Below are 24,806 nucleotides of genomic sequence, written 5' to 3'. Positions count from 1 at the left end.
CATGTACCGCCGTTTGCTCTTGCTGCTGACCTGCCTCGCGCTGCCCGGCGCGTTCGGCGCCGCGCAGACGCCCGCGCGCCCGGACGCGTCGAAATCACCCCTCGTGGAGCGAGTCGGGGATACGGGCTTCATCCAGCTCGAGTCGCCCAGCTTCGCCGCGCTCACCGATCGACAGAAAGCGCTCGCCTACTGGCTGACGCAGGCCGCGATCGCGATCGACCCGATCGTCTACGACCAGCTCTCGCGCTTCGGGCTTCGGCAGAAGCGGATCCTCGAAGGTGTGATGGCGCATCGGGACGGGATCGCCCCTGCGTCTCTGCCGAAGTTTCGCGAGTACGCGCTCCTCTTCTGGGCGAACCGCGGCAATCACAACGAGACCACCGGGCAGAAGTTCCTGCCCTCGTTCACGGTCGAGGAGCTGCGCGCCGCGGTGCAGAAGGCGCACGCCGCGGGCGCCTACCGGACGCCGTCCGGAGATCTCCCGGCGCTCGCGACGGCAGACGCGGTGGCCAGGGAACTGGATGATCTGCGCGCCGCCTTCTTCGACGCGGCGTTCGAGCCGCAGATTACCGCCAAGACGCCGCCCCCCGGCCTCGACATCCTGCAGGCGAGCTCGAACACGTTCTACCAGGGCGTGACGCTCGCGGACCTGAAGGCGTTCCAGGAGCGGTATCCGTTGAACTCGCGCCTGGTCAAGGACGCGGGCAGCGTGCGCGAGCAGGTTTACCGCGCCGGCACGGCGGATGGAAAGATCCCGCCGGGACTCTACGCCACCTACCTGCGCCACGCGATCGGGTTCCTCGAGAAGGCGCGTGCGCTGGCCGATCCGGCGCAGGCGAAGGCGATCGGCAGCCTGATCCGCTTCTACCAGACCGGCGAGCCCGCCGATTGGCTGCAGTTCGGCGCCGACTGGATGCGGAGCGACGCCACCGTGGACTTCGCCAACGGCTTCATCGAGGTGTATCGCGACGCGCGCGGCGCCAAGGGCAGCTCGCAGAGCTTCGTGACGGTGACGGATCGTCCGGTCACCAGCGTGATGGGCAGTCTGGCGAAGAATGCCGCCTACTTCGAAGACAAGGCGCCGTGGGCCGACGCCTACAAGAAGCGCGACTTCACGCCCCCGGTGGTCAAGGCCGTCGAGGTCCTGATCGAAACCGGCGACTTCCACGTCAACACGATCGGCGTCAACCTCCCCAACGAACAGGAGATTCACGCGAAGTACGGCACCAAGAACTTCCTGCTGCTCGGCAGCAGCCATGCGCTCGGCGCCGCGGGATCGTCGATCGACGAGTTCGCCGCGTCTCCGGAGGAAGCGGCGCGCTCGAAGAAGTACAGCCAGGAAGCCGAGGACCTGCTGACCGCGATGCACGAAGTGATCGGCCACGGGTCGGGCAAGCTCACCGAGAAGGTGCAGGGCAATCCGGCACGCGCCCTGAAGGAGTACTACTCGACGCTGGAGGAGGCACGCGCCGACCTCATGGGACTCTGGAACATCGGCGACCCCAAACTGAAGGAGCTGAAGCTCGTCACCAGCCAGGACGAGGTCGCGAAGGCGATGTACGACAACGCGGCGCGGGCGGCGCTGACGCAGCTCCGCCGCATTCCGCGCGGCGAGACCATCGAGGAGGACCACCAGCGCGACCGCCAGCTGATCGCGCACTACATCCGCGATACGACCGGCGCCATCGAGTACTTCGAGAAGGGCGGCAAGACCTACGTGCGCGTGAAGGACTACGCGAAGATGCGCGAAGGCGTCGGCACGCTCTTGGCGGAGCTGATGCGGATCAAGGCGGAAGGGGACTACGACGCGATCAAGGCGCTGGTCGACAAGTACGGGGTCCGCTTCGATCCGGCGCTCCGGGACCAGGTCGTCGCCCGCTACAAGACGCTGAACCTGCCGTCCTACTGGGCGGCCGTCAACACCAGGCTGACGCTGGGGCCCGGGCCGACGAAGGACGTGCCGGCCGTCACGATCAGCTATCCGCGTGACGCGGTCCGCCAGTATCTGGAGTACGGCGCGATGTACGATGCGAGCCTGACGTCCAAATGAGCGCGCCGACACCAGCCTCCGCGGTCGATACCCGCCGCTACCTGCTCGAACGCGTTGACGAAGCCGCCGTGGTCCAGCTCTACGCCGACGGCTTCGCGGACCTGCCGCTGCGCGAGAAGGTGCTGATCTACCACCTCTATCAGGCGGCGCTGGCCGGGCGCGACATCTACTACGACCAGCGCTATGCCCACAACCTCGAGATGAGGGACGTGCTGGAGGAGATCCTCACCCACCCCTCCGGCGTCGACGCCGCGACGCTGGCCGAGATCGAGCGCTACACCAAGCTGTTCTGGATCAACACCGGGCCGTACAACAATCTGACCGCGCGCAAGTTCGTGCTCAAGTGCACGCCGGAGGCGTTCGCCGCCGCCGCCCGGCAGGCGGAGCGCAACGGCGCGCGCATCCCCGGCGATCTGGATCGCCTGACGCCGTACTTCTTCGATCCGGACGTCGATCCGATCGTCACCAACAAGACGCCCGGTCCCGGGAAGGACATCCTCGAAGCCAGCGCCAACAACCTGTACGACGGCGTCACCATGGCGGACCTCGAGCAGTTCACCGAGGCCTATCCCTTGAACTCGCGCCTGGTGAAGCGCGGCGGCCGGCTCGTCGAGGAGGTCTACCGGACGGGCGGCATGTACGACCGGTACATCCGCGAGATCGTCAAGCACCTCGAAGCGGCGATCCCGTTTGCGACCGAGCCGATGGCGCATGCCCTGCGCGCGCTGATTCGCTTCTATCAGACCGGCGAGACGGCGGATCGGATCGCCTACGACATCGCCTGGGTGCAGGATCGCGACTCGCCGGTCGACACGATCAACGGCTTCGTCGAAGTCTACATGGACGCGCGCGGCATCAAGGGCGCGTGGGAGGCGCTGGTCTACTACGTCAACCCGCACAAGACCGAAGGGATCCGCAAGCTCGCCGCCGCCGCGCAGTGGTTCGAGGATCGCATGCCGTGGGCCCCGGAATACCGCAAGCAGGGAGTGCGCGGCGTGTCCGCCAACGCCATCGACGTCGTCATCGAAACGGGCGACTCGGGGCCGGTGACGCCGGTCGGCATCAACCTGCCGAACGACCAGACCATCCGGGAGCAGCACGGCAGCAAATCGGTCTCGCTCTCGAACGCGAACCAGGCGTACGACAAGTCGACGCTGCCCGAGTTCCGGCGCGAGTTCGCCTGGAGCGTGGAGGAGGCGGAGCGCGCCGAGAAGTGGAGCAGCCTGGCGAGCGAGATCACCACCGACATGCACGAGGTCATCGGCCATGGATCCGGCCGCATTTCCGAGCGGCTCCAGGGCAGCCCGCAGACGGTGCTGAAGGAACAGTATTCGGCGCTCGAGGAATCGCGCGCCGATCTGGTCGCGCTCTACTTCGTTCCCGACGCGAAGCTCGTGGAGCTGGGGCTGATCGAGCAGGCCGATCAGGCCGAGATCGTCCGCGCGGAATACGAGGCGTACGCGCGCAATGCGCTGGTGCAGTTGCGCCGGATCCGCGAAGGCTCGCAGATCGAGGAAGACCACATGCGCAACCGGCAGATGATCGTCGGCTGGCTGATCGCCAACTCGCGCGCCATCGAGGTGCGCCGCCGCGACGGCAAGACCTACTACGTCGTCGTCGACGTGAAGGCGTTCCAGGAGGGCGTGGGACGGCTGCTCGCGGACGTGCAGCGCATCAAGGCGGAAGGGGACTACGAGGCCGCAAAGGCGCTGTTCGAGACCTACGGGGTCCACTTCGATCCGGCGCTGCGCGACGAAATCGTCGAGCGCGTGGACCGGTTGAAGATGCCGTCCTACACCGGGTTCGTCCAGCCGCGCCTCGAGGCCGTTCGCGACGCCGCCGGCGGGATTACCGATGTCCGGATCTCGTATCCGCTGGATTTGAAGACCCAGATGCTGGAGTATTCAGGCCGACGCTGACCTCGGAGGTGCCGGGTGCCAGGTGTTTGGGTCCGGGTGCCGGCTGCAGTCCTGATTCCGGCGGCGCTGCTGGGTGCCGGCCAGCAGACCCGCGCGCCGCGTCAGATCCCGCTCGAAGTGCGGCGCCAGGCGGCCCAGCCGGCCGGCGCGACGCCCGTCGAGGTCCTCAACGCGGAGAAGGGATGGGCCGCGGCGGACGTGCTGATGCCGCTGACGCGGTCCGCGAACCGCGAGGTCGCCGATGCCGCCGTCCGCGCGCTGGGACGCCTCGAAGATCCCCGCCTCGTGCTGCCGCTCATTTCATTGCCGGACATCTCGGTGGCCGCACGCGCCGACGCCATCGCCCAGTCGTTGAAAGGATTCGATCCCGCCTCGGATCCGCGGCTCGTGCAGACCGCCCTCGAATGGTTGTTCGTGCAGGGAGACAAGCCGCTCAGCCAGCGAACCATCGGTGAGGCGGCGCAGGTGATGGTTCCCCTCGGGCGCATCGCCTACGCGACACCCGGACAGATGCGCAAGGCCGAGAGCCTCATCCTCCGCATCACCCTGTTCTCGCGGCCGGACTTCCGTCTCGGCAGCTTCTACGTATCGGGGCTTCGCGCACTCGAGATCCTGGCGCGCACCAATACGAAAGTGTCGGCGCTCGACCCGGATACCGTCGCCGAGCTCGAGAAGACGGTCAACAGGCAGTCGTTGAACGATACCGGCGCGGCGGCGTTCCTGGCGCTGTCCGCCTTGATCAACGGCCGCGGCCTCAGCGAGGAGACCGAGCGCATCGCGCTCGAGCACGAAGACGCACAGGTACGGCGGCTCGCCATGACCGTCCTTACCGGCAGCGGCGCCGGACTCGACGACGCCTCCCGGCTGCGGTTGATCGAGGAAGGGCTGGGCGATCCTTCCGCGCAGGTCCGCTACGAAGCGCTGCGCGCGTACGTCCGCCGTGCCGCCAGAACGAACGGATGCGGCCCGATTCTCGATCGGAGGGAGGATCGGGATCTCCACGTGGCGCTCGCCGCGATCGACGCGCTCGGCGATCACTGCAAGGACGACGAAGACATCACCGGCCTGGTGATGGCCGATGCGCGAGTGCCTCCCACGGTCGGATCCTGGCATCGCGAGACGCACGCGTTCGTCGCGCTCGCGAAACGCTCGCCCGAGAAGGCCGCAGCCTTGATGGAGGCGTTCGCGAGCCACCCCGTCTGGTGGGTGCGGATGTACGCGGCTGGCGCGGCGGCCGTCTCGGCCGATCTCGTCCACCTCGAGAAGCTCGCATACGACGCCAACGACAACGTGCGTGAGGCGGCCGTCGAGGCGCTGTATCGGTTGAAGCGCGACGAGGCGCTGCGCCCGCTCCTCGCCGCGCTCCAGCGCACGGACGCGCAGCTGCTGCGGACGGCGGCGCGCCTGCTCCAGGAGCTGCCGCGCAGCACCCCGCTGTCCCGCCCGCTGATCGCCTCGCTGATGCGGGTCACCAGGGAAGGCAGCGAGAGCGCGCGGGACACGCGCCTCGCGCTTCTCGACGCCATCGCGGTGCACACGACCGGCGATGACGCGGCCGAGATGCTGCCGCTGCTGAAGGACTTCGACGAAAAGGTGGCCGGCCGCGCCACACAGGTGATCACCCAGGCGACCGGCCGCGCGGTCACGGCTGCGCCCGCCGCCCCCACGCGCGGCTGGCCGCAGGAATTCCTCGACCTGCGCCAGTGCGTCACCGTGAACCTGACGACCGGCCGCGCGTTCCGGATGAAGATGCAGCCGGCCAGCGCGCCGATCGCCGTCGACCGGTTCCTCAAACTGGCGACGAAGGACCACTACTACGACGGCCTGACGTTCCATCGCGTCGTTCCCAACTTCGTGATTCAGGGCGGGAGCCCCGGCGCGAACGAGTATGCCGGCCACAAGGAGTACCTGCGCGACGAGGTGGGGGGCAGAAACGTCCGCGGCGCCGTCGGGCTGTCGACGCGCGGGCGCAACACCGGCGACGCCCAGTTCTTCATCAACCTCGTGGACAACAATCGCCTCGACTACGACTACACGGTCTTTGCGTCGATCGAGGATCTCTCGGTGGTGGATCGGATCCAGGAAGGAGACGGCATCAGATCGATCCATCTCACCAAGTGCAGCGGCTGATAAGATTCGCCGCATGAACCGCCGACAGTTCGTTCAGTCGCTGGGCGTGGCCGCGGCCGCTTCCGGGATCCGCTCCGTCCGCGCCGCCGCCGCGGCGCCGATCAAGCCGAGACGGCTGGCCGCCGGAGACACGATCGCGCTGGTCAGCCCGGCGAGCGCGACGTTCAACAGCCTCGACCTGCAGATCGCCCGCGAGTCGCTCGAGGCGCTCGGCTTCAAGGTCCGGCAGGGCGAGCACATGATGGAGCGCCACGGTTATCTCGCCGGCGCCGACAAGGCGAGGGCGGAGGACATCAACAAGGCGTTCGCCGATCGTTCCATCGCCGGCATCCACGCGATTCGCGGCGGCTGGGGGAGCGCGCGGCTGCTTCCCTATCTCGACTTCGACGCCATCCGGCGCAATCCCAAAGTGCTGATCGGCTACAGCGACATCACCGCGCTGCTGCTGTCGATCCATGCGAAAGCCGGCCTCATCACCTTTCACGGACCGATCGGTCTCGGCCGCTGGGACGCGTGGTCGCTCGACTACTACCGCCGGGTCCTGATGGGCGCGGAAGCCGTCACGTACTCGAACAAGCAGGGGCTGTCGAACGACCGCAACAGTCTCGTCCAGGTCGAGTTCCGCACGCTGACCCACACCCCGGGCAGGGCGCGCGGCCGGCTGCTCGGCGGCAACCTGACGGTGCTCACCGCCATTCTCGGCTCCCCCTACCTGCCCGAGTGGGACGACGCGATTCTGTTCTGTGAGGATGTGGGAGAGGATCTGTATCGCGTCGATCGGATGTTCACCCAGCTCAAGCTCGCGGGCGTGTTGGCGAAGATCAAAGGATTCGTCTTCGGCGGCTGTTCCGAATGCGGGCCCGGCGAAGGATACGCGTCGCTGACGCTCGAGGAGATCATCCGCGATCACATCAGGCCGCTCGGCGTGCCGGCATGGCAGGGGGCGATGATCGGCCACGCGCAGCCGCAATGGACGCTGCCGGTCGGCGCACCCGTCGAGATCGACGCCTCGGCCGGAACGATCAGACTGCTCGACCCGGCGGTCGGCTGAGCGCTACTCTTGTCGGATGGCATCGCGTGAGCTGGCAGGGAAGAGCGTCATCGTCGCCGGAGCGGGGCTCGCCGGACTCTCGGCGGCGAGGGCGCTGGAAGCCCGCGGCGCCGCCGTCACCGTCATCGAGGCGCGCGACCGCGTCGGCGGCCGCGTGTGGACGCTGCGGAACCAGTTCGCGGCGCGGCAGCACGCCGAGGCCGGCGCAGACCTGATCGAGGACGAGCAGGAGCACGTGCTCACTCTCGCCCGGGAGCTTGGCCTCGAGCCGGTCCGCATCCTGCGAAGCGGCTTCGGATTCTACGGCCCGGACGCACGCGGCCGCCGGCGGGTGCAGACCGGTCCGGGCGCGATGGCGAGGATCGGCGAGCTGCTGCGGACCACCGTGCGCGACTTCAAGCTGGCGGAAGAACGGTGGGACAGTCCGGTCGCGGCGAAGCTCGGACGGCAGTCCGTCGCCGACTGGCTGGAGCGCGCCAAGGCACCCGCGGCGCTGCGCGCCGGGGTTCGCGGATTCCGCGGATTCTTCCTGGCCGACCCCGAGGACCTCTCGATGCTCCCGCTCGTCGAGCAGTTCGCCGGGTCGGGTCCGCCCGGGCGCGGGCACATCTTCAGGATCAAGGGGGGCAACGACCGGCTCGCAACGGCAATCGTGAAGCGCCTGCGCGGAGCGGTGCTGCTGAGCACGGTCGTGCGGCGGATCCGCCGTCACGACGACCGCGTCACCGTTACGGTCGAGGCGCTGGGAAAGCCGCACACCGAGCTGACCGCCGACTTCGTCGTCTGCGCGCTGCCGGCCTCGACGGCGCGCGGCGTCTTCTTCGATCCCCCGCTGCCCGAGCCGCAGCGCCAGGCCATCGAACATCTCCGTTACGGCTGCGCGACGCGGCTCCTGCTGCAGTTCGATCGCCGCTTCTGGAGGAAGCCGCGGCGCCCGCTCGCGTTCGGCACCGATCTTCCCACCGGCGCCGTGTGGGACGGCAACGAGCACCAGCCCGGGCCGCAGGGCATCCTGAGCTTCCTCGCCGGCGGCGGTGCGTCGAAAGCGCTGCAGGACACGCTGCATGCCGAAGGGGAGCGCGGCGTGATCCGGCAGCTCGACTGGCTCGGACGGCCGTCTCGGCTGATCGCGTCCCAGGTCGTGGCCTGGGATCACGACCCGCTGTCGCGCGGCGGGTATGCCTATTTCGACCCCGGGTTCGACCCCATGTGGCGCGCGTGGCTCGCCCGTCCGGCAGGGCGCATCGTCTTTGCCGGCGAGCACACGAGCATCAAAGGGCAGGGCTACATGAACGGCGCGATCGAATCGGGCCTGCGGGCCGCGGCGGAGATTTCAGCTCTCGTCGATTAGCGCGTCCCAGGTCTCGGGATCCTGCGAGACGAGCGTGGCGAGGTACAGCGACACGTCCTCGGCAGGATAGTGGGCCGAGAGGTGCTCCACGGCGGTCTTCACCTTGCCGGGATCCGGCTTCGGCACGTTCTCCTCGCTGATGAGGCCGTTGTCGTGCGCGATGCCGAGCTGATCGAGGAACGCTCCCATCATCGCGCGCTGCCGCTCCAGGTGATAGCTGACCAGCGCCCGGGCGGCGATCGCGTCCGAGATGGTCGGCAGCTGTGCAAGATAGCGCGCGCGCTTGTCCGGCGCGAGCGCCAGCACGCTGCGCGGCCGGAACTTCATGTGCGTGGCGATGGACGCGACCGCCTCCAGTTGCTGGTCGGCCGAGTGTTCGTCGTTCCAGAAGAGACCGGCGGCGTCGACGCGGCGTTCGAGCGGCATGCGGCGAAAGAGCTTCGAGGGCCTGTAATTGGAGAGATCCCGATCCATCTCTTCATCTTATTCCGTCAACCCTGCGGAATCGACGATCGTCTAAGTCACACGATGCGAGCGAGCGGCCAACGAGCCACGCGGACGGAGCGAGCCGGCGGCGCGGCGGGCCCGCGAACGTGCCGGGCAGGGGCGAACGCCCCCCGGTGAAGAGATGGAAACCTTCCTGCAGGATCTCCGCTTCGGGCTGCGCACGCTGGCGAAGAACCCGGGCTTCGCCTATGTCGCGATCGTCACGCTCGCGCTGGGCGTCGGCGCGAACGCCGCGATCTTCAGTGTCGTGAATGCCGTCCTGCTGCGGCCCCTGCCGTGGAGCGATCCGGACCGCGCGGTGATGATCTGGAGCCGCTGGACGGCGTTCGACAAGACGTGGGTGTCGGACGGCGAGGTGAACGGCTACCGCCAGCAGTCGCGCACGCTTGCGGACGTCGGCGCCTGGGCGGACGGGCAGGTGAACCTCACCGGCGACGGCGAACCGGAGCGGGTCGCGTCGGGGTTCGTGACCGCGAACCTGTTTTCCGTGCTCGGCGCGGCGCCCGTCAAGGGACGCCTGTTCACCGCACAGGAAGACGTGCCGAACGGGCCGAACGTCGTGATCCTCGGCTACGGGCTGTGGGTGCGCCGTTATGCCGGCGATCCGTCCGTGGTCGGCCGCACGATCCAGATCAACGGCGCGCCGTATCAGGTCGTCGGCATCATGCCGGCGGGGTTCGTCCTCCCGACGGACTTCCAGAATCCCGCGCCGAGCACGTTGTGGCTGCCCGTCCAGTGGAACGGATCGAGCACCGATCACGGAAGCCACTCGTTCTACGCGGCGGCGCGGTTGAAGCCCGGCGTGACTGTCGCGCAGGCGCGCGACGATCTGCACGGCCTGGCGCGGAGCTGGACGGAGCAGGGCCTCTATCCGCGTCAGATGCAGTTCGACACGGTGACGCTCACGCTGCGCGACGAAGTGGTCGGCGGCGTGCGGCGGACGCTCTGGCTGCTGTTCGGCGCCGTCGGCTTCCTCCTGCTGATTGCCTGCGCGAACGTCGCCAACCTGCTGCTCGCGCGCGCCGAAGCGCGGCAGCGCGAGATGGCGGTGCGGACGGCGCTCGGCGCCGGCGCCTGGCGCGTGATTCGCCAGCTGCTGACCGAGAGCCTCGTGCTCGCCACGATCAGCGGCATCGCCGGCCTCGTGCTCGCGGCCGTCGGCGTGCGCGCGCTGGCCGCCTGGAACCCGTCCAGCATTCCGCGCGTCGCGGGCACGACCGTCGACTGGCGCGTGCTGGCGTTCACGATGCTGCTGGCGCTGATGACGACGGTGATCTTCAGCCTCGCGCCGGCGGCGAGGATCCTGCGTTCGGATCTCACGGAGTCGATGAAGGAAGGCAGCGCGAATGCAACCACGGGCGGCGCGCGCCGGCGCTTCCGCGACGCGCTCGTCGTCGCCGAGATGGCCCTCGCCGTCGTCCTGCTGATCGGGGCCGGGCTCATGCTGCGCACGCTGTGGTCGCTGCAGCGGATCGATCTCGGATTCAACCCGTCGGGTGTGTTGACGATGAGGATCGCGCTGCCGCAGGCGGCGTATCCGCAGCCGGAGCAGGTCGTCGGGTTCTATTCGCGTCTGATGGATCGAATCCGCACGGTACCCGGCGTCACGGCCGCGGGGGCGGCGCGGGTGCTGCCGCTCGGCTCGACGATCGGCGACTTCGGCCTGCGGGTGGACGGCTACGTGCCGCCGCCCGGCACGAACGCCAAGGGGGACTGGCAGATCGCGACGGACGGGTACCTGCAGGCGATGGGGGAACGCATCGTGCGCGGCCGCGGCATCGAGCCGACCGACACCTCCAGCTCGCAGCTCGTCGCGCTCGTCAACGAGGAGATGGCGCGCCGGTACTGGGCCGGACGCGATCCGATCGGGGGGCGGTTCCGGATCGGCGGACGCGCCGATCGGCCGTGGGTCACCGTCGTCGGCGTGGTGGGCGACGTGCGGCACAACGGCGTCACCGAAGTCATCAAGGAGAAGTTCTACGTCCCGCATACGCAATGGCATCTCTCGGTCGGCAACCCGATCCGCTCGATGACCCTGGTGCTGCGCACCAGCGGCGCACCGGCGGCGCTCGCGGCGCCCGTGCGGGAGGCGATCCGGCAGATGGATCCGAATCTGCCCGTTGCGGACGTGCGCGAGATGGACGAGGTGGTGGGCGCGGCGCTCTCGACGCCGACGTTCATGAGCGTGCTGCTGTCGATCTTCGCCGCGCTCGCGCTCTCGCTTTCGGCGGTCGGCATTTACGGCGTGCTGTCGTACGTCGTCAGCCGGCGGACGCGGGAGATCGGCATCCGCGTCGCGATCGGCGCCGGCCGCGCCCGCGTGCTGCGCATGGTGCTCGGCAGCGGCGTGTCGCTGGCGCTCGTCGGCATCGGCGCCGGATTGATGCTGGCGTTCGGCGTCACGCGGCTGCTCCGCGGCCTGCTGCACGGCGTCACGCCGGCTGACCCGTCGACGTTTGCGGCCGTCGCGGCCGCGCTGGTCGGCGTCGCCGCGATGGCCAGCCTGGTGCCGGCCTGGCGCGCGTCACGCGTCGATCCGGTCATCGCGCTAAAATCAGAATGATTGGCGCCTGATCGTCTGTTCACGCCGCGCTTCTTCGTGATGTGCGGCTTCTCGTTCACCGTCTTCCTGTCCGCGTTTCAGCTGCTGCCGACGGCCCCGTTCCACATCCTGGATCTGGGCGGCGGCACCTCGGCGGCCGGATTGTTCCTCGGCTTCCTGACCTATGCGTCCGCGTTCTCGGCGCCGGTCACGGGCACGCTGTCGGATCGCCTCGGCACGCGCCGCGTGCTGATCATCGCCGGCGTCGCGATCACGCTGTTTACCGTCGCCTACGCGCTGATTCCCAGCTACAAGGTCATGCTCGCGCTCGTGCTGGTGCACGGCGTGTTCTGGTCCGGACTGCTGACCGGGTCGGCCGCCTACATGACCAACATCCTCCCGGAGAGCCGCCGCGCCGAAGGGATTGCCTACTGGGGGCTGTCGACGATTGCCGCGATCGCGGTGGCGCCGTCGATCGGCTTCTGGGTGTACCAGTTCGGCTGGCGCGCGCTGTGCCTCGAGAGCGCGGCGTTGAACGTGTTGATGGCGGTGATCGCCTGGCGGCTGCCGGCGCAGCACGTGAGCCCGCAGGCGGAAGGCACGCGCAACGGGCGTCTGATCGAGTGGCGCGTGCTCATCCTGTCGTTCACGCTGTTTCTCTATTCGTTCGGCTACGGCGGCATCACCAGCTTCACGGCGCTCTACGCCGACGCCAACGGCGTCACGCCGAAGGGGATCTATCTCACCGCCCTGGCATTGATCATCCTGGTCACCCGGCCCTTGTCCGGGCGCATCGGGGACCGGTGGGGCTACCGGCGGGTGTTCCTGCCGTGCCTGATCCTGATCACGCTCGGGCTCGCGTGCCTGACGTTCGGCGGCACGCGGTTCTGGCTGGTGACGTCCGCGATCATTTTCGGCGCCGGGTTCGGCACCGCCTATCCGGTGTTCGCCAGCTACGTGATGAAGCACGTCGGCGCGGACCGCCGCGGCGCCGCGTTCGGCGCCATTCTCGCGTGCTTCGATACCGGCATCGGCACGGGCTCCACCAGCATGGGGTGGCTGATCGGCCGCTATGGCTTCGGCCGCGCGTTCGGCGTGGCGGCGATCCTCGCGGCGCTGTCGCTGCCGTATTTCCTGTTCGCCGACGCCTTGCTGCGGAAGAGGACCTAGCCTACGATAGAAGCGGGGAGCCGATGGGGCGCGCTGCGCACATCCTGATCGTGCTCGCGATGGTGTCGGCCGCGGGCTGCGGCGACTCGTCGGAATCAGGGACCACCCCGCCGCCGCTGACGACGCCGACGCCGCCCCTGCCGCCGCCCGTTTCCACCTACACGCTGTCCGGTGTGATCAGGGAGACGTGGACGCTGCTGCCCGTGGCTGGCGTCACGGTCGCGATCGTCGCGGGCCCGACCCGCGCCTCGGTCATGACCGACACCGCGGGCCGGTTCGCGCTCACGAACCTGACTGCAGGGCTGTACGACCTGTCCTGGTCGAAGGCGTTCTTCACGACCAGGACGCAGAATCAGATCCAGGTCCTCGCCGACACCACGTTCGACGCCACCATCGGCGTCTTCGTCCAGGGCACGGCAACCGAGGGCGACGTGACCGGTTCCTGGGTGGGCAACGGGCCATATCCCGATGAACCGTTGTGGCTGACCCTGATTCAGCGGGGCAGCAGCATCGAGGGTTTCTACAAGGACCGTGTGTCGTCGACCACGAGCGTGACCGGCACGCGCACCGGCGACGTCGTCGTTCTTCGGCTGCGTGACGGCCCGCAGCCGCTCACCTACGAAGGCCGCGTCCTCGACCCGCGCTGCATCCGCGGCGTGATCAAGAACGAGGCCCTCGGCGGAAACTTTCCCGTCAGGTTGTCGCGCGGAACGATCTGTTCTCCCTAGAAGCCGATCTTCATTCCCACGTCGATCTTGCGTGCCGGCCCGGCAATCGTGGGCCGTCCGAAGAACGGCGAGGTCATCACCCCCGAGTAGCCCATCGGGTTCACGTTGTTGAACACGTTCGAGGCGGCGACGAACAGCTCGATGCGGATCCGCTTGTTCTCCGCGCCGCCGCCGCCGAGGCCGCCGAGCAGATCTCCGGCGCCGCCGCCCATCCGCATCACGACCATCTGTCCGCCGGGGGTGCCCGTGGACGCCGGACGTTCGCCGAAGCCGAACGCGTACGTCAGACGCGCCGCCATGTCCCATACCGCCGCGCCGGTCACGCTGTTGCGCGGGGTGCCGGCCGGCCGATCGTTGAACACCGTGTCGCCGTTGTCGTCGCGGCCGGTCGTGATCGTGTACGGCGTCCCCGAGCGCGCCGAGGTCGACAGGCCGAGCCGCAGGTTGCGCATCAGCGAGGTGTTGACGACTGCGCTGGCGATGTGGCGCGGAACGCCGCCGCCGCGTCCCCATTCCCCGGCGAGGTCGTAACTGTCAGCCGGGAGGCTGAACGGGCCGTCCGCGTCGTTGCGCAGGTTGGTCCAGGCGTAGTTGGCGAACACGAACGTCCGCCGGGCCGGGACGGTGAAGTTCATGCCGACGTTGATCGAGTCCTGCTCGAGGCGGGCCGTCGATTCCACCTGCGTCACGTTGCCGAGCGTGGCGTCCGGCCGCACGCCGTTCAACGGCGCGTTGGTGTTGACGCCGCGGAAGCGATCGCGGCCCTTCTGGTGGTTGTAGCTGGCGTTGATGCTGACGGTGTTGGAGAGCCGCTGCGTCACCGCGAAGAGCGCCATCGCCCGCCTCGGCATCACCAGGCCTCCGGCGAGCAGGTACTTGCCCGGCGGGAGGACTTGCTCCCCGCCGCTGCCGGTGAACGGATCCGGGAACGACGGGTTCACCACCACCAGGTCCTGCTGGCGCGAGCCGTCGACGCGCAGCGTCTGCTCGAACGTCTCCGCCTCGAGCCAGTCGTAGAACAGGCCGACGCCGCTGCGCACGGTGGTCTTCCCGCTCGTGAACGGCGACCACGTGAAGCCGCCGCGCGGGCCGAAGTTCCAGCGATCGTCGAGATGCGTCTGGAACTCCTGCCGCACGCCGGCGCTGAGCGTGAGGTTCTGGCGCACGCGCCAGTCGTCCTGCAGGTAGAGCCCGGCCTGCCACTGCGAGTAGGTCACGAGCGGATTGCCCGTGCGCTGCGTGTACGTCGCCGGGCGCCGCGCCGCGTACTCATCGAGGCTGGTGAACGTGTAGGTGCCGAGATAGTTCGTCCGCGTGTCGCTGCGATAGCGGCCGCCCTCGACGAGCGCGCCCATGCGGATCGAATGCCCGCGCCGCGCGTAATCGATGTCGGTGGCCAGCTCGAGGTCGGTGCTCTCCCGGCCGCCGGCGACCTGTGCGCCGCCCGACGTGAATGCGTCGAGCACACGCGTGGTCGGCCCTTCGAAGGCGGAGACCGTATCGCTCGCCGCCCGGCGGAGCTGCAGCCGCGACTCGGCATACCAGAGGCGCGACCAGGGTCCGCTCTCCGAGATGCGCAGCAGGCTCTCGGACGTGGTGCGCGCGTAGGCGCGGTCGGCGAGATCGTAGTTGCCGACCCCGAGGTTGCGCTGCTCGCCGCCGGTCTGCTGGAACGATCCGCGAAGCGTGTGCGACTTGTTGACCGCGTGATCGACGCGGAGGTTGAAGTTGAGGCGGTCCGACGGCCGCCGCACCGGCGCGGCAACCGCGCTGCCGGGCACGGCGGCGAAGATGTTGGCCGAGTCGTACAGCGAGGCGCCGCCCGCCGAGAGCGAGAACGAGGTCCGGTCCTTCAGCAGCGTTCCGCTCAGATTCAGGTTGTACTGCTGCGTCTGCTCCGGACCCTTCTGCGGCTGGAACGCATTGCGCGCGTTCATCGATCCGTCGCGGAAGCTGAAATCCATGCTCCCGCGCAGCGGCCCGAGGCCGGGCTGGGTGGAGATGTCGATGAAGGTGTGTCCCGCGCTGTGGTTCTCGGCGGCGAACATCGCCGTCGAGAAACGGATCGATCGGATCTGCGCCTTCGGCGGCAGCTTGCCGCCGCGGAACCCGTCCATGCGGAGCGTCGCCCCCGGGCCGGCCATCTGCTTGAGCACCTGCTCCATCTCGTCCGGGTCGTCGGGCAGCGCTTCGATCTGTTCGCGGGACAGCACGTTGCCGAAGCGCTCGCTCTTCGGATCCGACGCGGCGGCGCGCGGATCCTGTCCCACCGCGACGCTCTCGGCGACCTTCTCGATCGGCAGCGTCAGCTCCCGCCGGTTGTCTCCGGCGCGGACGCGAACGTCGCTCAGCGTATGGCTCTCGAACCCTGGAAAGCTCGCGGTGACGGTGTAACGCCCCGGCGCCATGTCGACGGCGGAAGCCACGCCCTGGCCGTCCGACGTCAGCTCGCGGATCAGCACGTCGCGGGTGGCGGCGTCGGCCCCCTTCACGACCACGGTCGCGTTGGGGATCACGGCGCCGCTCGGATCCTTGACGACGATCCGCAGCGTCCCCGTCTGACGCGCCTGCGCGGCCGCCGGAGCGGCGCCCGCGGCGAACGCGGCGAGCGCAAGCATCGCAATCAATGCCTTCATGGCGCGCTCTCTAGCTGCCCGGCGCGAAGCGCTTCGCGTCGATCCTGGGGTTGAGCTTGATCCGGCTCACCGTCCACTCCTCCGTGGTGGTGCCGTCGGTCGCGCGCCGCATCCTGAACGGGAACTTGACGCCGTCGCTCTCGCGCCACTCCTCGAAGTACAGCGCGTAATCCGCCATCGCCGGCGGCTGCCGCTGCATCTCCTGGATCTGCTTCTCGGCGTCCGCCTGCAGCTTCCTGCGCTCCTCTTCCGTGAGCTGTCCGCCCGGCGCCTGCGATCGGATCACGTGGCCGCCCGACGCGGCCGCCGGTGGCGCGCCGCCGGCCGTCATCATGCGCGGCTGCGGCGCCTTGTAGGTCACCATCAGCGGCAGGTTGGTCTGTTGATCGATGAACAGGCGGGCGGTGAAACCGTCGGCGTTCTTCACGTCGATGACGTACGCCTTGCCGTCGGGCGATTCCGCCTCACCGGCGTAGGTGTACTGTGCGTTCACCGCCGGATGCGCCGCCGCGAACCAGCCGAGCATCAGCCGCGACGCCTCGCTGCGGCCGTTGCGGACCAGCGCCTTGTTCATCTGCTCCATCTGCTCCGGCGTCGGCTTCTCGCCGCTGCCCATCACGGCGCCGCCCGGGCCGCCCATGCGGATCACCATCCCGCCGCCGGGGACGCCGCCGGCGTTGGCCTTCTGCAGCGGCAGGTCGCCGTTGAAGCCGGAGAGGCCGCCGCCGGCGAGGATCATGCCGCCGCCCTGGGGCGTTTCCTGCCGCAGGTACTTGTCCGGCAGCTCGAGGACGATCTCGACGTCCGAACTGACTTGCGTGTTGGCCATGTTGCGCTGAAGGCCGGCCTGCACCGAGAAGGTCTTCAGCCCTTCCAGCTTCCTGTCGCCGATCGCCTTGCGCGCCGCGGCGACGATCTCTGCCGCCTTGTTCACTTCCTGGGCGATGTAGATGACCGGCCGCGCGAAGGCGATCGCCGCCGCCGCCGCCACTGCTGCCACTGCTCGATGGTTCATGATGCGATTCCCTTTCGTCCGAATGAGACGAGCCATCATCGCGGCTTGGCCGCGCGCAGTGGTTAACCGGAGGCTAAGAGTTTGTTAAGGAGGTAAAACCTGCGGCGGCACGGCCAAAAGCCCCGACGCCCGGTGCTAGGATCACCGCATGCGACGGCAATTCCGGGTGCCGATGGCGATCATCGCGGGCGGGCTCCTCGGCCTGATCGCGCTGCTCGCCACGCTGCAGTACAAGTGGCTCGGACAGATCAGCGGCGCGGAGCGCGAGCGCATGAAAGCCTCGCTCCACGATCGCGCCACCGCGTTCGCGCAGGACGTCGACCGCGAGCTCACCCGCGCCTACCTGCTGTTTCAGCTCGATTCGCTCGATCCCGAGCAGGGCGCCGCCGCCGCCGTCGCCGGGCGGTACGATCGCTGGCTCGCCACCTCCCGCTTCCCCCGCATCGTCAAGGACGTCTACATCGTTCCCCAGGCGGCGCCGGGGGACACGCTCACGCTGCAGCACTACAACCCGGCGACGCGATTCGTCGAGCCCGCCGAATGGCCTGATGCCGCAGCACCGATCCGCAAGCAGATGGAGCAGCCGCCGCCCCCCGTGTCCGGCGCCGCCGGGCCCGCGCTCCTCCTTCGTGCGATGGTTCCGGCCGTCTGGCCGGCCGTCCCCGCGCTGGTCGTGCAGTCGCCGATGCTGATGGTCAGCCACATCGACGCGCGGCTCAGCGAGATGCGCGGCATCCCCGCGCGCCTCGCGCCGGGCATCCGGCACACCGTGCTGATGCTCGACGCGGAGTACATGAAGAACGAGATGCTGCCGGCGCTCGCGCAGCAGCACTTCAACCGGACCGGTGTCGGCTTCGAGTACCAGCTCGCGGTGCTGCCTGCGCAAGGCGAGGCGCCGCTCTACCGGTCGACCCGCGAGTTCTCCCCCGGGGCGGACGCGAAGGTCGACGCCACCGTCGAGTTGTTTCAGGTGCGCGCCAGAGACTTCGAGCCGCTCGCCGCCGAAGTCAGCCGCTTCACTGCCCTGAGCGCGAGCCCGCGCTCGAATCCGTCACAGCGCACGCACACGATCTATCGCGAGACGATTGGCCAGTCCCCCGCCGGTGCCGCCGGCGGCGCGCCGTTCTCCATCGTGGTCCAGGGATCGCCCGGACAGTCCTCGCAGCGCGGCGACCGGCTGTTTGCCGCTGGCGCGACGACGTTCAGTACGAGAGTGAGTGTGCCGTCGCCGTCCTACTGGCGGCTGCTGGTGAAACATCCGTCGGGATCGCTCGAGACGGCGGTCAACGCCGCCCGCCGCCGCAACCTCGCGATCAGCTCCGGGATCCTCGGCGTCCTCGGCCTGAGCGTGGCCTTTCTGATCGTGTCGACGCGCCGCGCGCACGACCTGGCGCGCCAGCAGCTCGAGTTCGTCGCCACCGTCTCGCACGAGCTGCGCACGCCGCTCGCGGTGATCCGATCCGCCGCCGACAACCTGGCGGACGGCGTGGTCAGCGACGAAGCACGCATCCGGCAGTACGGCCAGCTCGTACGTCGCGAAGGGCTCCGCCTCACCGACCTCGTCGAGCAGATTCTCGAGTTCGCCGGCCTGCAGTCAGGCCAGCGCGGCATGACGGCGCGCCCGGTCGAGATCGATCGTGTGTTGAGGGAGGTGGCGGCGACGGCGGAGGCGACCGCGCCGCCGGGTCTGAGGGTGGAGATTGCGGTGGCGGACGGCCTTCCGCCGGTCCCGGGAGATGAAGCGGCGCTGCGCCGCGTCTTCCAGAACCTGGTCGGCAACGCGATCAAGTACGGCGCGGAGGCCGGATGGATCGGCATCACCGCGACGCGCACCGCCTCCACCGTCGAGATCAGCGTCAGCGATCGCGGCATCGGCATCGCCGCCGCGGATCACGCGCGGATCTTCGATCCCTTCTACCGCGCGCCGGGCGTCGTCGCCGCGCAGATCCAGGGGGCCGGCCTCGGCCTGAGTCTGGTGAAGCGGATCGTCGAGGCGCACGCCGGCCGGATCACCCTGAAGAGCGCGCCGGGACAGGGCAGCACCTTCACGGTGTCGCTGCCGGCGTTCCGCGGCGATGCCGCGGACGGACACGACCGCGTCGCCGACGCCGCGCCTCAAACGTCGTGAAGAGAATCCTTCTCGTCGAAGACGAGGCGGGCATCGTCCTGACGCTGACGGACCGGCTGACGACAGAGGGATACAGCGTCGACGCGGCAGCGGACGGCGAGAGCGGCCTCGAGCGCGCGTCGCGCGAGGCCTTCGATCTGATCCTGCTCGATCTCATGCTGCCGCGGATGAGCGGCTTCGACGTGTGCCGGGAGCTGCGCAAGCGCGGCATCGAGACCCCCGTGATCATGTTGACCGCGCGGGGCCAGGTGATCGACAAGGTGGTCGGCCTCAAGCTCGGCGCGGACGACTACGTCACCAAGCCGTTCGACATGGCGGAGCTGCTGGCGCGGATGGAGGCGCAGCTGCGCCGCGCGCCGGCGGCGCCGCATCCCGCCGAAGGATTCGCGTTCGGCGATGTCCGGGTGGACTTCCGCAAGGCCGAAGCCACGCGCGACGGCGCGCCGATCGAGCTCTCCGCGCGCGAGTTCCAGCTGCTGCGTTACTTCCTCGAGCACCGCGGCGCGACGCTGACGCGCGAAGAGCTGCTGAACGAGGTGTGGGGCTACAACTCGATGCCGTCGACGCGGACCGTCGACGTCCACGTCGCCTGGCTGCGGCAGAAGATCGAGCCCAACCCGCGCCACCCGCAGTTCATCCTCACCGTGCACGGCATGGGCTACAAGTTCGCCGGCTGATCACCACGCGGCGTTCACAGCCGGACGATCCGCACCTCGGCGCGGCCGCGGTCGATCGTGAGCAGCGCGACGCTCGGCATGACGTCGAACCGCCGCGGTCCCGCGGCCCCTGGATTGACCACGAGCGCGCCCTGTGTCCGTTCGATCAGCGCCTTGTGGGTATGGCCGAAGACGATGACGTCGGCGCTGTAGGCGCCGAGCAGCCTGGCGACCGTGGGGCTGCCGAGTTCGTGCCCGTGACTGACGTGAACGTTCACCCCCTCCAGGCGCAGGTCGATGCTCCCGGCCAGCCCGGATTCACCGGGCCGGTCGACGTTGCCGTACACCGCGTGCACCGGCGCGATGGCGCGGAGCTCGGTAAGAATCTGCCGCCCGCCGACGTCTCCCGCATGTAGGATGACGTCGACGCCGTGAAACGCCTCGTACACCTCCGGCCGAAGCAACCCGTGCGTGTCGGCAATCAACCCGACGAGCATCGCCTAATAGTGTCACGCGACGCACCCCGCGCCCACACTCCGGCACGCCGCACCCGGCACCCGCAAGCCGCATGATCAACGACGCGCACTGCCACTTCTTCTCGTCGCGCTTTCTCGAACTGCTCGCGCCCGACGCCGGTGGCGCCGACGCCATCGCCGGACGGCTCCAGTGGGAGAAGCCCGGCACCGCGCCGGCGCTGGCCGACCGCTGGGTCGCGGAGCTGGATCGCCATACGGTGGCGCGCGCGGCGCTGATCGCGAGCATTCCGGGAGACGCCGCCTCGGTTGCCGAGGCCGTGGCCCGTCATCCGGCCCGGTTCGTGGGCTTCTTCATGCACAACCCGATCGCGCCGAACGCGGACGCCGCGCTGCTCGCCGCGTTGAGGGAGCGGCGGCTGCGCGCCGTCTGTCTCTTTCCGGCGATGCACGGCTACCGCCTGGACGACGAGAGCGTGGACCGGGTGTTCCGCGCCGCCGGCGAGCATGGCGCCGCGGTGTTCGCGCACTGCGGCGTGCTGACCGTCGGCGTGCGCAAGAAGCTCGGCCTGCCGAGCCGCTTCGATCTGCGGCTCGGCGATCCGCTGGCGCTGGCGAAGACGGCGCTCGGCCATCCGAATGTGCCGGTCATCGTGCCGCACTTCGGCGCCGGCTGTTTCCGCGAAGCGCTGATGGCGGCGGATCAGTGTCCGACGATTCACTTCGATTCATCCAGCTCGAACGGCTGGATCAAGTTCCATCCCGGCCTCACGCTGGAGGCGGTGTTCCGTCACGCGCTCGCCGTCGCCGGACCGTCGCGGGTTCTGTTCGGCACGGACTCGTCGTTCTTCCCTCGCGGCTGGCAGCGGCCGATCTACGAGGAACAGGAGCGGATCGTCCGCGATCTCGGTGTGCCGGACGCCGATCGGCAGGCGATCTTCGGCGGCAACTTCGAGCGGCTGTTCCCGGGTTGAGATCGCGGCAACCCGCCCGAACCGCCGGTACTGCATATAATCGCGGCCATGCGAACGACCACTCTCCTGATTGCCGCGGTCGCGGCTTCGGCGACGCTTGCCGTTCAGGCGCAGCGCGGCGGCACCGCCGTCGCCCCGCCCGCCGACCTGGTGCTGACCAACGGGCGCATCGTGACGGTCGAGGATGCGCAGCCCGAGGCGCAAGCGATCGCCATCAGCAAGGATCGCATTCAGGCGATCGGCTCCGCGGCGGACATCAAGGCGATGATCGGGCCGTCGACCCGGGTCATCGACCTGCAGGGGCAGCTCGCCATTCCGGGCTTCATCGAGAGCCACGGCCACTTCGCCGGCGTCGGCGGCGCGCAACTGCAACTGAACCTGATGAACGTCGAGTCGTGGGACAAGATCCTGATGATGGTCGCCGAGGCGGTCTCGCGCGCGAAGCCCGGCGAGTGGATCTACGGCCGCGGCTGGCACCAGGAGAAATGGACGGCGCGGCCGCAGCCCAGCGTCGAGGGGTTTCCGACCCACGCCTCGCTCGACAAGGTCTCGCCGAACAACCCGGTGCTGCTCACGCACGCCAGCGGACATGCCGCGTTCGCGAACGCCAAGGCGATGGAATTGTCCGGCATCCGCCGCGCGACCGAGAGTCCCGCCGGCGGCGAGATCCTGCGCGATGCGACGGGTGACGCCACCGGCCTGCTGCGCGAGCGGGCGCAGGGGCTGATCAAACGCGGCGCGGGCGCGCCGCCGCCGACCCCCGACGAGACCCGCGCGCGCGAGCGCCGCGCGCTCGAACTCGCGTCGGCGGAAGTGCTGTCGAAGGGCATCACCACGTTCCAGGACGCGGGATCGGATCTGGCGACCATCGACCGGGTCAAGGGGATGATCGACGAGGGCAGGATGGGCGTCCGGCTGTGGATGATGATCCGGCAGTCGAACGAGAGCCTCGCGCCGAAGCTCGCGCAGTACCGCACGATCGGCTACGGCAACGGCTTCCTCACCGTCCGCGCGATCAAGAAGTCGATCGACGGCGCGCTCGGACCGCGCGGCGCCTGGCTGCTCGCGCCGTACAGCGACCGTCCGACCTCGTCGGGGCTCGAGACCACCAAGGTGGCGGAGATCCAGGAGACGGCGCGTCTGGCGATGCAGCACGGCTATCAGCTCGCCGTCCACGCGATCGGCGATCGCGCCAACCGCGAGACGCTCGACATCTTCGAGCGCGCGTTCAAGGCCAACCCGACGAAAAAGGATCTGCGCTGGCGGGTCGAGCACGCGCAGCACATCAGCGCGCAGGACATCCCGCGCTTCGGCAAGCTCGGCGTGATCGCGTCGATGCAGGGGATTCACTGCACCTCGGACGCCCCCTACGTGCTCGAGCGCCTCGGCGCGCAGCGCGCGCAGGAGGGCGCCTACGTGTGGCAGAAGCTGCTTAAGACCGGCGCCATCATCGCCAACGGCACCGACGCTCCGGTCGAGGACGTCGATCCGATTGCCAGCTACTACGCCAGCGTCACCCGCAAGCTGGCCAACGGCCGCACCTTCTATCCCGATCAGCGGATGTCGCGGATGGAAGCCCTGAAGTCCTACACCATTCACGCCGCCTACGCCGGCTTCGAAGAGGAGAACCGCGGCTCGCTCAAGCCGGGCAAGTACGCCGACGTCACCGTGCTCTCGAAGGACATCCTCGGGATCCCCGAGGACGAGATCCCCACCGCAAAGGTGGCGTACACGATCGTCGGCGGCAAGGTCGCGTATTCCGCGACAGAGAAGCGCTGAGGCGCTGCCGTCGGCCCGTCTCCGTCGAGAGGGTTACCGCGCCCCGACCGGGCGGCCGCGCTGCGGGGCGCCCGAGCCCTGCGGGACCTTCCGGCGGTACTGGTCGAAGAAGCGGTTGCACGCCTTGTGGAACCGTTCGTTCAGCTGCCGGCCGGCCTCGCCGGGGACGGGGACCAGGCGCGCGAACGAGGACTGCGCCTGGCGCACTTCCTCCGCCATCGTCCGCCACTTGGCTTCGTCTCCGCCGCGGCCGCCGATCGTGTTCGAGGCGAGCGCCTCGCGCAGCCGGGCGGCGAGGTCCTGCGGCGTATCGGTCTTCGGCGCCGCATCGGCGACGAGCGTCTCGATGCGCGAGACCAGTTTCTCCATCCGCGTGCGGCTCGCTTCGACGTCGAGCTCGGTGCCGCGGAACGGCTCCGGGAACGAGGTCAGCAGCCGTTCCATCGCGCTGACGAATCTCGCGCTGAGCGGATCCGCGCCCGAGCGGACGGCGGTCGTCGACTGGTTCCACCGGGTGCGCAGCGAGCGCACCTTCTCGAGCAGATCCGCGGCGGGCTCCGATCCTTCGGCGGGGAACAGCCCCTCGAGCTCGGTGATGAGCGCCTCGCGATCGGCCTGGCGCGCCTCGACCTCGATCTCGTCCCGCCGCTTGTAGCGATCGAAGAAGCGATCCGCCGCGCCGCGGAAGCGCTGCCACAGCGCCTCGGACTTGCTGCGCCGGACCGGACCGATGTTCTTCCATTCCGCCTGCAGCCGGCGGAGCTCGGCGGCGGCCTTGTCCCAGTCGCGTGACTCGGCCAGCTCCTCGGCGCGGGCGCACAGCGCTTCCTTCTTCGCCTGGTTCGCCGCCCACACTTCCTTGCGCTGCGCCAGATCCTCGTTGCGCCGGGTGAAGAACCTGTCGCACGCGTCGCGGAACCGCTTCCACACGGCGCGCGTCTCGGGCCGCGGCACCGGGCCGGACGCCTGCCAGTCCGCCTGCAGCTTCTTCATCTCCTCCGCCGTCTTGATCCAGTCGGTGGAGTCGGCGAGCGCCTCGGCGCGCTCGCACAAGGCGATCTTGATTTTCAGGTTCGCTTCCCGCTCGACGGCGCGGGCGGCGAAGAACTCGCGGGCCCGGGCCTGGATCGGATCGGCGGCCTGGCGATAGCGATGCCACAGCGTCTGCGCCTGCGCGCGCGGCGCTTCCGCCACCGTCTTCCAGCGCTCCTGGATGTCGTGGAGCTCGCGGGCCGCCTTCTCCATGTCCTCGGGCTTGTCGAGGTCGTATTTCTTCCCCAGCGCTTCCGCCTGGGCGATCAGCTCTTCCTGGACGGCGGCATTCGCGAACCGCTTCCACTCGTCCATCTCGCGCAGCTCGTGGAGCCGCGGGCTGATCGCGGCCTGGGCCGTGCGCAGCCGCTCGACGATCGCCTGCTGGTCCTTCACCGGCATCACCGGCGGCGCCTCGATGGCGTTGCGCAGGTCGCGGGCGATGCGGTCCGCCTCGCGCAGCGTGAGGTCTTCGGCCGTGGCGCGCTTCTGGGCGCGCTCCATCAGCTGCTCCAGGCGCTGGAGCTGCTGCTTCAGCGCGCGTTCGTCGGCGGCGCGGCGCTCCGCCGCGCGGGCGTCCATGCGCGCCTCGGCCGCGGCGAACCGCTGTGCGGCCGCCTCGTCGACTTCGTCGACCTGGCCGCGAAGCGACTGCCACTCCCCCG

17 protein-coding genes are annotated in these 24,806 nt (G+C 69.2%); 12 read left to right on the top strand and 5 right to left on the bottom strand.

Translation table 11 applies throughout. The features are described from left to right. Position 1 precedes the first annotated feature (1 nt). From VFK57_14000 to VFK57_13980, 5 genes are read left to right on the top strand one after another with little or no spacing between them, the layout of a single operon-like run. The gene (locus VFK57_14000) at positions 2 to 2,050 is read left to right on the top strand and encodes a hypothetical protein (protein HET7696822.1); all 2,049 of its coding nucleotides are present in this window, start codon (positions 2 to 4) and stop codon (positions 2,048 to 2,050) included. Beyond that, the gene (locus tag VFK57_13995) at positions 2,047 to 3,969 is read left to right on the top strand and encodes a hypothetical protein (protein ID HET7696821.1); all 1,923 of its coding nucleotides are present in this window, start codon (positions 2,047 to 2,049) and stop codon (positions 3,967 to 3,969) included. The genes VFK57_14000 and VFK57_13995 overlap by 4 nt, the downstream gene beginning before the upstream one ends. A gap of 36 nt (positions 3,970 to 4,005) precedes the next feature. Beyond that, positions 4,006 to 6,099 carry a peptidylprolyl isomerase gene (locus VFK57_13990; protein ID HET7696820.1) on the top strand — a complete coding sequence of 698 codons (2,094 nt, stop codon included), beginning with the start codon at positions 4,006 to 4,008 and terminating at the stop codon, positions 6,097 to 6,099. A gap of 13 nt (positions 6,100 to 6,112) precedes the next feature. Continuing rightward, positions 6,113 to 7,150 (top strand): LD-carboxypeptidase, encoded by a 1,038-nt coding sequence (locus VFK57_13985; GenBank protein ID HET7696819.1) that lies wholly within the window; start codon positions 6,113 to 6,115, stop codon positions 7,148 to 7,150. Between the two features lie 16 nt (positions 7,151 to 7,166). After that, positions 7,167 to 8,501, top strand: coding sequence for an NAD(P)/FAD-dependent oxidoreductase (locus tag VFK57_13980; protein ID HET7696818.1), 1,335 nt, complete (start codon positions 7,167 to 7,169; stop codon positions 8,499 to 8,501). Here VFK57_13980 and VFK57_13975 read toward each other — a convergent pair. Continuing rightward, positions 8,484 to 8,975 (bottom strand): hypothetical protein, encoded by a 492-nt coding sequence (locus tag VFK57_13975; GenBank protein ID HET7696817.1) that lies wholly within the window; start codon positions 8,973 to 8,975, stop codon positions 8,484 to 8,486. The genes VFK57_13980 and VFK57_13975 overlap by 18 nt on opposite strands. 154 nt (positions 8,976 to 9,129) lie before the next feature. Between VFK57_13975 and VFK57_13970 the strand changes: the two genes are divergently transcribed. Genes VFK57_13970 through VFK57_13960 form a run of 3 tightly spaced genes read left to right on the top strand, consistent with a single transcriptional unit; the run spans position 9,130 to position 13,448 of the window. Next, entirely contained in the window at positions 9,130 to 11,571 is a 2,442-nt protein-coding gene (locus VFK57_13970; GenBank protein HET7696816.1) for an ABC transporter permease, read from the top strand. Beyond that, the gene (locus tag VFK57_13965) at positions 11,572 to 12,720 is read left to right on the top strand and encodes an MFS transporter (protein HET7696815.1); all 1,149 of its coding nucleotides are present in this window, start codon (positions 11,572 to 11,574) and stop codon (positions 12,718 to 12,720) included. Between the two features lie 23 nt (positions 12,721 to 12,743). Beyond that, complete coding sequence (locus VFK57_13960) at positions 12,744 to 13,448, top strand: carboxypeptidase-like regulatory domain-containing protein (GenBank protein ID HET7696814.1); 705 nt, start codon at positions 12,744 to 12,746, stop codon at positions 13,446 to 13,448. On the opposite strand, the gene VFK57_13955 is transcribed toward VFK57_13960, so the two are convergent. Together VFK57_13955 and VFK57_13950 are read right to left on the bottom strand one after the other, a co-directional pair. After that, positions 13,445 to 16,084 (bottom strand): carboxypeptidase regulatory-like domain-containing protein, encoded by a 2,640-nt coding sequence (locus VFK57_13955; protein ID HET7696813.1) that lies wholly within the window; start codon positions 16,082 to 16,084, stop codon positions 13,445 to 13,447. The two genes, VFK57_13960 and VFK57_13955, sit on opposite strands and share 4 nt — an antisense overlap. Before the next feature lie 10 nt (positions 16,085 to 16,094). Further along, on the bottom strand, positions 16,095 to 17,099 hold the full coding sequence (locus VFK57_13950) for a hypothetical protein (GenBank protein HET7696812.1): 1,005 nt from the start codon (positions 17,097 to 17,099) through the stop codon (positions 16,095 to 16,097). A gap of 148 nt (positions 17,100 to 17,247) precedes the next feature. Here VFK57_13950 and VFK57_13945 point away from each other — a divergent pair, with 148 nt between their 5' ends. Both VFK57_13945 and VFK57_13940 read left to right on the top strand, forming a co-directional pair. Continuing rightward, positions 17,248 to 19,227: a HAMP domain-containing sensor histidine kinase gene (locus tag VFK57_13945; GenBank protein ID HET7696811.1), complete on the top strand. Its 1,980-nt coding sequence runs from the start codon at positions 17,248 to 17,250 to the stop codon at positions 19,225 to 19,227. Continuing rightward, positions 19,224 to 19,904 carry a response regulator transcription factor gene (locus VFK57_13940; GenBank protein HET7696810.1) on the top strand — a complete coding sequence of 227 codons (681 nt, stop codon included), beginning with the start codon at positions 19,224 to 19,226 and terminating at the stop codon, positions 19,902 to 19,904. Before VFK57_13945 ends, VFK57_13940 begins: the two co-directional genes overlap by 4 nt. 14 nt (positions 19,905 to 19,918) lie before the next feature. Here the strand turns inward: VFK57_13940 and VFK57_13935 are convergent, their stop codons facing one another. Next, positions 19,919 to 20,380: a metallophosphoesterase family protein gene (locus tag VFK57_13935; GenBank protein HET7696809.1), complete on the bottom strand. Its 462-nt coding sequence runs from the start codon at positions 20,378 to 20,380 to the stop codon at positions 19,919 to 19,921. Positions 20,381 to 20,451: 71 nt separating this feature from the next. Here VFK57_13935 and VFK57_13930 point away from each other — a divergent pair, with 71 nt between their 5' ends. Further along, positions 20,452 to 21,330 (top strand): amidohydrolase family protein, encoded by an 879-nt coding sequence (locus VFK57_13930; protein ID HET7696808.1) that lies wholly within the window; start codon positions 20,452 to 20,454, stop codon positions 21,328 to 21,330. Positions 21,331 to 21,378: 48 nt separating this feature from the next. Next, positions 21,379 to 23,109, top strand: a complete 1,731-nt coding sequence (locus VFK57_13925) for an amidohydrolase (protein HET7696807.1) — start codon at positions 21,379 to 21,381, stop codon at positions 23,107 to 23,109. A gap of 33 nt (positions 23,110 to 23,142) precedes the next feature. On the opposite strand, the gene VFK57_13920 is transcribed toward VFK57_13925, so the two are convergent. Next, positions 23,143 to 24,806, bottom strand: a 1,664-nt coding sequence (locus VFK57_13920; protein ID HET7696806.1) for a DUF349 domain-containing protein, incomplete at its 5' end; no start/stop codon positions are given.

The organism is Vicinamibacterales bacterium (assembly GCA_035699745.1).
In the GTDB taxonomy this organism is placed as follows: Bacteria; Acidobacteriota; Vicinamibacteria; order Vicinamibacterales; family 2-12-FULL-66-21; genus JAICSD01.
This window is presented reverse-complemented; position numbering and strand designations above follow the sequence as displayed.